This is a genomic window from Campylobacter coli LMG 9860 (genome assembly GCF_000254135.1).
Taxonomy (GTDB): domain Bacteria; phylum Campylobacterota; class Campylobacteria; order Campylobacterales; family Campylobacteraceae; genus Campylobacter_D; species Campylobacter_D coli.
The window spans coordinates 1-7,137 of sequence record NZ_AINS01000111.1 but is presented as its reverse complement, the minus strand read 5'-3'; the positions used below and the strand labels follow the sequence as shown (position 1 = coordinate 7,137).

At 29.9% G+C, this 7,137-nt stretch carries 6 protein-coding genes; 5 read left to right on the top strand and 1 reads right to left on the bottom strand.

Annotated features, from left to right (window positions below):
- Nucleotides 1-149: 149 nt before the first annotated feature.
- From CCO88_RS09470 to CCO88_RS09460, 3 genes are read left to right on the top strand one after another with little or no spacing between them, the layout of a single operon-like run.
- A complete protein-coding gene (locus tag CCO88_RS09470; protein WP_002840510.1) occupies nucleotides 150-1,214 on the top strand; it encodes a tyrosine-type recombinase/integrase in 1,065 nt (354 codons plus the stop codon).
- Nucleotides 1,204-2,982, top strand: coding sequence for a chorismate-binding protein (locus tag CCO88_RS09465; protein WP_002785427.1), 1,779 nt, complete (start codon nucleotides 1,204-1,206; stop codon nucleotides 2,980-2,982). Before CCO88_RS09470 ends, CCO88_RS09465 begins: the two co-directional genes overlap by 11 nt.
- Complete coding sequence (locus tag CCO88_RS09460; protein WP_002776954.1) at nucleotides 2,979-3,557, top strand: anthranilate synthase component II; 579 nt, start codon at nucleotides 2,979-2,981, stop codon at nucleotides 3,555-3,557. Before CCO88_RS09465 ends, CCO88_RS09460 begins: the two co-directional genes overlap by 4 nt.
- On the opposite strand, the gene CCO88_RS09455 is transcribed toward CCO88_RS09460, so the two are convergent.
- Nucleotides 3,554-4,414, bottom strand: a complete 861-nt coding sequence (locus tag CCO88_RS09455) for a DMT family transporter (protein ID WP_002784730.1) — start codon at nucleotides 4,412-4,414, stop codon at nucleotides 3,554-3,556. The two genes, CCO88_RS09460 and CCO88_RS09455, sit on opposite strands and share 4 nt — an antisense overlap.
- A gap of 194 nt (nucleotides 4,415-4,608) precedes the next feature.
- Here CCO88_RS09455 and murA point away from each other — a divergent pair, with 194 nt between their 5' ends.
- Nucleotides 4,609-5,865, top strand: a complete 1,257-nt coding sequence (murA, locus tag CCO88_RS09450) for a UDP-N-acetylglucosamine 1-carboxyvinyltransferase (protein WP_002776956.1) — start codon at nucleotides 4,609-4,611, stop codon at nucleotides 5,863-5,865.
- On the top strand, nucleotides 5,862-7,028 hold the full coding sequence (locus CCO88_RS09445; protein ID WP_002776957.1) for a molybdopterin molybdotransferase MoeA: 1,167 nt from the start codon (nucleotides 5,862-5,864) through the stop codon (nucleotides 7,026-7,028). Before murA ends, CCO88_RS09445 begins: the two co-directional genes overlap by 4 nt.
- Nucleotides 7,029-7,137 lie beyond the last annotated feature (109 nt).

The following is a 7,137-nucleotide window of genomic DNA, read 5'->3' as shown; positions in this document are numbered from 1 at the left end:
TTTAATATATTTTATATAAGGAATTTAAATTTATTTTTTAAAGTTAAAATGAGCTAGAAAAGCTTTTTTTTACTAAGTTAATACTAAAATACCTTTTTTAGTTAAAATTGATTAAAAACAAAAATTATAAGATTTTAGGAAAAGTTTTTATGAAATATCCTTTAGATTGTGAAGAAAATTTTGAAAAGTCTTTTTTATTTTGGCTTGCAAAATATGTTAAATTTAAACTCAACTCTCTTTCCAATAAAGAACTTAAAAATCCAAAAGCCCTAGCAGAGGTTAATTTTGCACTTACAAGGGGTGTTAAAAATATAGAAGAGCTTGATGCCTTGGCTAAAAAAGCAAGAAATGCGGGTTTAAATGGGGTTAATACTTATTTTAATCCCTTAAAAAAAGTTTTTGAATATCTTAATTTTTATAAATTACACTCCTTAAAGCAAATCGATGAAGAGCTTATAGTGGAGGTTTTAGCAAGTATTACTGGAGCTTTATCGGATGCGAGTAAAAAAAACTACCGTATTGCAGTGATTAATTTTTTTGATTTTTTAGATAAACAAAACGAAGAGGATGAAAAGGCGCATATTTTTAATATTGTACTTAAAAATTGGGGAGGTATTACAGGAAGCAAGGGAGCAAAACTGCCTGAATTCATGAACGAAGATGAGTTAAAAAAATTCCTTGAAGCCATAGAAAATTCAGATTTTAAAAACAATACCATACGCAACAAGCTTATTATAAAAATCATCATTTTTACAGGAATTCGTGTAAGTGAGGCTATCAATATCAAACTCAAGGATATTAGCGAAGAAAACGAACTTTACATTATAAGAATTCGCGCCAAAGGAAATAAATACCGCGTTGTGATGATAAAAAAAGAATTAATCGAGCATTTGTTAAAGGATGTAAGAGTTAATTATTTAAGTGAAGGTGGCTTACTTTTTGTCAATCGCAATGGAAAAGCTTTAACACAAGCTTATGTAAGTCGTATTGTAGAGCAAATTTTATTTCGCGCAGGAATTCGCAAGCAAAAAAACGGCGCTCATATGCTTCGCCATACTTTTGCTACCCTACTCTATAAAAAACAAAAAGATTTGGTTTTGGTGCAAGAAGCTTTAGGTCATGCAAATTTAAATACTTCAAGAATTTATACACATTTTGACAATGATAAATTAAAGCTTGCTGCACAAGTAGCAAAGGAATTAAGTGAGCGCTGAAACAAAATTTGCCATTTTTGGTAAATATTTTTATTATGACTTAAAATTTGTTCTTAAAGCCTATAATAAAAAACAAAGTAAAAAATACTTTAAATTTGTGCAAAAACATAAAGATAAATATTATTTTTTAACTCTTGTGGATTATGAATTTTATAAATACTTACAAGATAAAAACTTCACTAGCAAAGAGGCTTATTTGAGCTTTTATGCTTATAAAAAAAGAAAAAAATTCACTGCGATGAGGGTTGATGAAGAAAATTTTATGCCTATTTTTAAAAATCATTTAGATTTTAAAAACTATGAAAAAAACTTTTTGCAAGTAAAATCCGCTATAGCAAAAGGACGAAGCTATCAGGTCAATCTCACTCAAAGTTTTCATTTTGATAGCTTGCTTGATGGATTTTCTTTGTTTAATCTTTTATCCAAAAGACAAGATACTGAATTTAAAGCGTATATTAAAGATGAAGGACGCGAAATTCTTTCCTTTTCTCCTGAATTATTTTTTAAAATCCATAAAAGAAAAATAATCACCCAGCCTATGAAAGGCACGAGTGCAAGATCTAAGGATTTAAATCAAGATAAGAAAAACAAACTTTTTTTGCAAAAAGATGTTAAAAATTTAAGCGAAAATGTAATGATAGTCGATCTTTTAAGAAACGATCTTTCAAAACTTATCGTTAAAAACAGCATGAAAACAAAGCTTTTTAAAATTCAAAGCTACCCTACTTTACATCAAATGACTTCCATTATAAAAGGCAAGCTTAAAAAAGATATTGATTATTTTCAAATTTTCAAAGCTTTATTTCCCTGCGGTTCGATCACAGGAGCTCCTAAACTTGAAACCATAAAACTTATAGAAGAACTTGAAGCAAGAAAACGCGGAATTTATTGCGGTGCTATAGGTTGTATCCATAAAAATAAAAGCAAATTTAGTGTTGCTATACGCACTCTTGAGAAAAAACAAGATTATCAATACAGCGTCGGAAGTGGTTTGGTGTGGGATTCTAAGCTTGAGGAAGAAATTAAAGAATTGGAGTTAAAAACTCAATTTTTAATGCCTAAAAATTTTTATCTTTTTGAAACTATGTATTATAAAAAGGGTAAAATTTTATTTTTTAAAGAACATTTGCAAAGAATTTTAAATTCTGCCTTAAAATTGAATTTTAACACACAAAAACTCATTAAAGATTTTCAAGAAGTGTTAAGCTACAAATCCAATTTAAAAGAATTTAAAAATTTCAATATCCAAGCTTTAAATGAAAAACTTTTTCATAAAAATCATAGCTTTTTTTATCCAAGCATCATTAAAAGTCATCACAAACAGGCTATTTTTAAACTTATCTTGCAAAAAGATGGCAACTATACTATCTTAGAAAATCATATCAAAACAAGTGATAATAATATCTTGCTTTTAAGTGATAAACCCTTAAATTCGCAAAGCGATTCTTTATATCATAAAAGTTCTTTAAGACAAATTTATGATCAAAAAGCTTTTTTATGGAAAGAAAATCAATGCTTTGATATAGCTTTTTTTAATGAAAAAAATGAATTATGCGAAGGTTCAAGAAGTAATATCATCATTAAAAAAGATAAAGTCCTTTATACCCCTACCCTACAAAGTGGACTTTTAAATGGAATTTATAGGCAATTTTTGCTTGATTTAGGACTTATAAAAGAAAAAAAACTTTTTAAAGAGGATTTGTTAAATGCAGATGAGATTTATTGTATCAATTCGGTTAGAGGATTGCAAAAAGTGAGTGTAAAATGAAAAAAATTTTACTCATAGATAATTATGATTCTTTCAGCTATACTATAGTTTTTTATCTTAAAGAATTGGGCTATCAATGTAAAATTATAAAAAATGATGAATTTAAAAAAGCTAAAGATTTAGCTCGCTTTGATTTTTCTCATCTTATCATCTCTCCAGGTCCAAATTCTCCTACTGAATCAAAATTAAGTTTAAAAGCAATTCAATACTTTAAAAAAGATAAAAAAATACTAGGAATTTGTTTAGGACATCAGTGTATAGGCGAGATTTTTGGTGGAAAAATCACTCCGATGCCCTACCCTATGCAAGGTAAAATTTCAAGATTGCATCTTAAGAAAAATGCTAAAAAAAGCCTGCTTTTTAAAGGTATTAAAAATAAAAGTAAAATTTGTTTGTATCATTCTTTACATATTAGCAAAATGCCAAAAAGCTGTGAAATTTTGGCTTTAAATGATAAAAATATCATCATGGCAATCAAGCATAAAAAATATGAGATTTATGGGGTGCAATTTCACCCCGAAGCAATTTTAAGCCAAAATGGCAAAAAATTACTTAAAAATTTTATGAAAATTTAACTTTTTTTAGCATTTAAAATCACGCTTAAGATAATTAAAGCAAAGGCAAAAAGATCTAAAAAGCTGTATCTTGTTCCTAAAAATAAAAAGCTCATAAAAGCAGCTGCTACAGGCTCGATACATGCTATCATGCTTGCTCTTAAAGCTCCTATGTATTCAACCCCTTTAAGATATAGACAAAAAGCCCCTATAGTTCCTATAAATATTATACCTGCTTGGGCTAAATACAAATTAAGAGCAAAATCATAATGCACTAAACCTTCTTTAAATTCAAGTATCCCAAAAAGTATAAAAGAAGCGATTAAACTAGACCAACCCATAACAAAGAAAATTCCATATTTTGCAATGATTTTTCTTGCACCTAAAGAATAAAAAGCAACCCCAAAAGCTCCTAAAATGGCCCAAAAAATTCCCCATAAATTTAGGTTTAAATTGCTTATATCTCCACCACTTGCAAGCAAAAATAGAGCTAGAATTATAAAAATTAAAGCCATACTTTCAAAAATTTTAGGCATTTTTTTATCTTTTAAACATACATAAATCATGATAAGTAAAGGAGCACAGTATTGTATCATAGTAGCAGTACCCGCATCGGTATAAAAAATAGCTTTAAAATATCCATATTGAGTCATCAATAAACCAAAGAAAGCAAAAATCAAAAAGGATAAAAGCTCATCTTTTTTAAATTGAAATATTTTTATTTTCTTTAAGCTATATAAAATAAGCACTATACCTGTACAAAACAATCTATAAAAACTTACCCAATCTACCCCATAATTATTTTTAAACAAATACTCAGCCAAAACTCCGCTTATAGCCCAAAAAATTCCACCCAGCAAAACCAAAAAAACACCCATGATATCACCTTGAAAAATAAAATATTTATCATTACTTTTTAAATTTAAAATAATACAATAAAAATCATCAAACTCGGAAAAATTTAAGCTCCAAATAAATCACAAATTTCAAAACGAAAAGCCCAAGCAATAAACTTTTACAAAGTTTAAAAAGGTATAATTAAGCTTTGAAATTTAAAATAAGGTTTATCATAATGACTTATTTAGAAATACAAGGCTCCCAAAAACTTCAAGGTGAAGTTATAATAAGTGGTGCAAAAAATGCCGCTTTACCCCTAATCGCTTCTAGCATACTTGCAAAAAATGAAGTTAAAATAAATAATGTTCCTAATGTTGCAGACATTAAAACACTCATTTCTTTGCTTGAAAATTTAGGCGCAAAAACTGACTTTAAAGAAAATACAGCATATTTAGATACATCAACACTTGATAAAACCGTGGCCAAATATGATATCGTGCGTAAAATGCGCGCTTCTATCCTTACTTTAGGACCCTTGCTTGCTCGTTTTAATCATTGTGAAGTTTCATTGCCTGGAGGATGTGCTATAGGACAAAGACCTATCGATTTACACCTAAGTGCTTTAGAAAAAATGGGTGCAAATATAGAAATAAAACAAGGTTATGTCGTAGCAAGTGGGAATTTAAAAGGAGCTCAAATTCTTTTTGATAAAATTACCGTTACAGGCAGCGAAAATATCATTATGGCAGCAGCTTTAGCTAAGGGAAAAACTAAGCTTGTAAATGTTGCCAAAGAGCCTGAAGTCGTGCAGCTTTGTGAAGTTTTAGCCAAGGCTGGGCTTGATATAAAAGGCATAGGCACAGATGAGCTTGAAATTTATGGCACAGATAAAGAACTTTTGGATTTTAAAGAATTTAGTGTGATTCCTGATAGGATTGAAGCGGGAACTTATTTGTGTGCAGGAGCTATTACAAATTCTAAAATCACACTTAAAAAAGTAAATGCCGAGCATTTAGGAGCGGTTTTAGCAAAACTCCATCAAATGGGTTTTGAAACTTTGGTAGACAATGATAATATCACCTTATTTCCTGCAAAAGAAATCAAAGCTACGGAGATCATGACTAGTGAATATCCTGGTTTTCCAACCGATATGCAAGCACAATTTATGGCTTTAGCCCTAATGGCAAAGGGTACAAGCATCATCGATGAAAGACTTTTTGAAAATCGCTTTATGCATGTAAGCGAGCTTTTAAGAATGGGTGCGGATATTAAATTAAATGGGCATATTGCTACTATAGTGGGTGGTAAAGAATTAAATGCTGCAGATGTTATGGCTACGGATTTGCGTGCTTCTTCGGCTTTGATTTTAGCAGCACTTGTGGCTAAGGGCACAAGTAGAATACATAGAATTTATCATCTTGATCGTGGTTATGAAAAATTAGAAGAAAAATTTAAAGCCTTAGGCGCTAAAATCACAAGGCTTGAAGAATGAAAAACATTTTTCAAACTTTAGCGCATTTACAAGATCAAATTAAGGCTCTTAATGAGTTTGAATTAATCAGTCTTGAAGAAGCTAAAGATAGGGTTTTGGCTAAAGATCTCTATGCTGTAAAAAATTTACCTAGCTTTGATAATGCTGCGCTTGATGGCTATGCTTTTAATTATGCGGATGTAAATCAAGCTTTAGATATAAAAGGTACGATTTTAGCTGGAGATAAAAACACTTATGAGATCTATAAAAATGAGTGTTTTAAGATCATGACAGGTGCAAAAATGCCCAAAAATGCCGATACTATTTTAATGATAGAAGATGAGTGTATAGAAGAAGGCAAGCTTGTCATCAAAAAGCCACCTAAACAATACAACGCTTATCGTTATAAGGGCGAAGAATTAAAAAAAGATGAGCTTTTGCTAAAAAAAGGCACAAGGCTTAATGCTAGACATATCGCTCTGCTCTCCTCTCAAGGGCTTTATAAAATAGAAGTTGTAAGAAAAATTCGTATTGGAATTTTTTCAAGTGGAGATGAGTTAAAAGAACCTTGGCAAGATTGTGATGAGGAAAATATCTATAATGCTAATGCTTTGCCTTTACTTGCTTTATTTAAAGATTGCGCTACAAGTTATCTTGGTATTATTAAAGATGATTTTAATGCAACTAAAAAAGCTTTAGAAAATGCTAATTTTGATCTTTTAATCACTTCAGGTGGTGCGAGTGTAGGAGAAGCTGATTTTATGGAAAAGGCTTTAAATGAATTAGGCTTTACTCCACTTTTTAAGGGTTTAAAAGCACGCCCTGCAAGACCAACTAAGCTTTACCAAAAAGATAAAACTTTAGTATTGATTTTACCAGGAAATCCTATGGCAGCTTATCTTTCTGCTTTTATCTTTGCTAGAAAAATCATCGCTTTACTTTACGGGAATTTAGAAAATCCTTTACAAATTCAAGCTTTTATGGGGAGTGATTTAAAAGTAAAAAGTGGAAGAAATAATCTTATCTTAGGGAATTTAGAAAAGGGTATTTTTTATCCTTTTAATGATAATAAATTTGGTTCAGGGATGATACTGCCTCTGATTCAAAGCGAATTTTTACTCATCAGTGAAGAAGAAAAAGTAGATTTTCAAAAAGATGAAAGAATCATGCTTTTTAAACTTTAATATATTAAGATGGTTATTTTAAAAAGTGGATTTATTTTAAAAGATATTTTAGATAAATGAAAAGAAAAATAAATTTGTGAAGTATGGAGCGGGAAACGAGATTCGAACT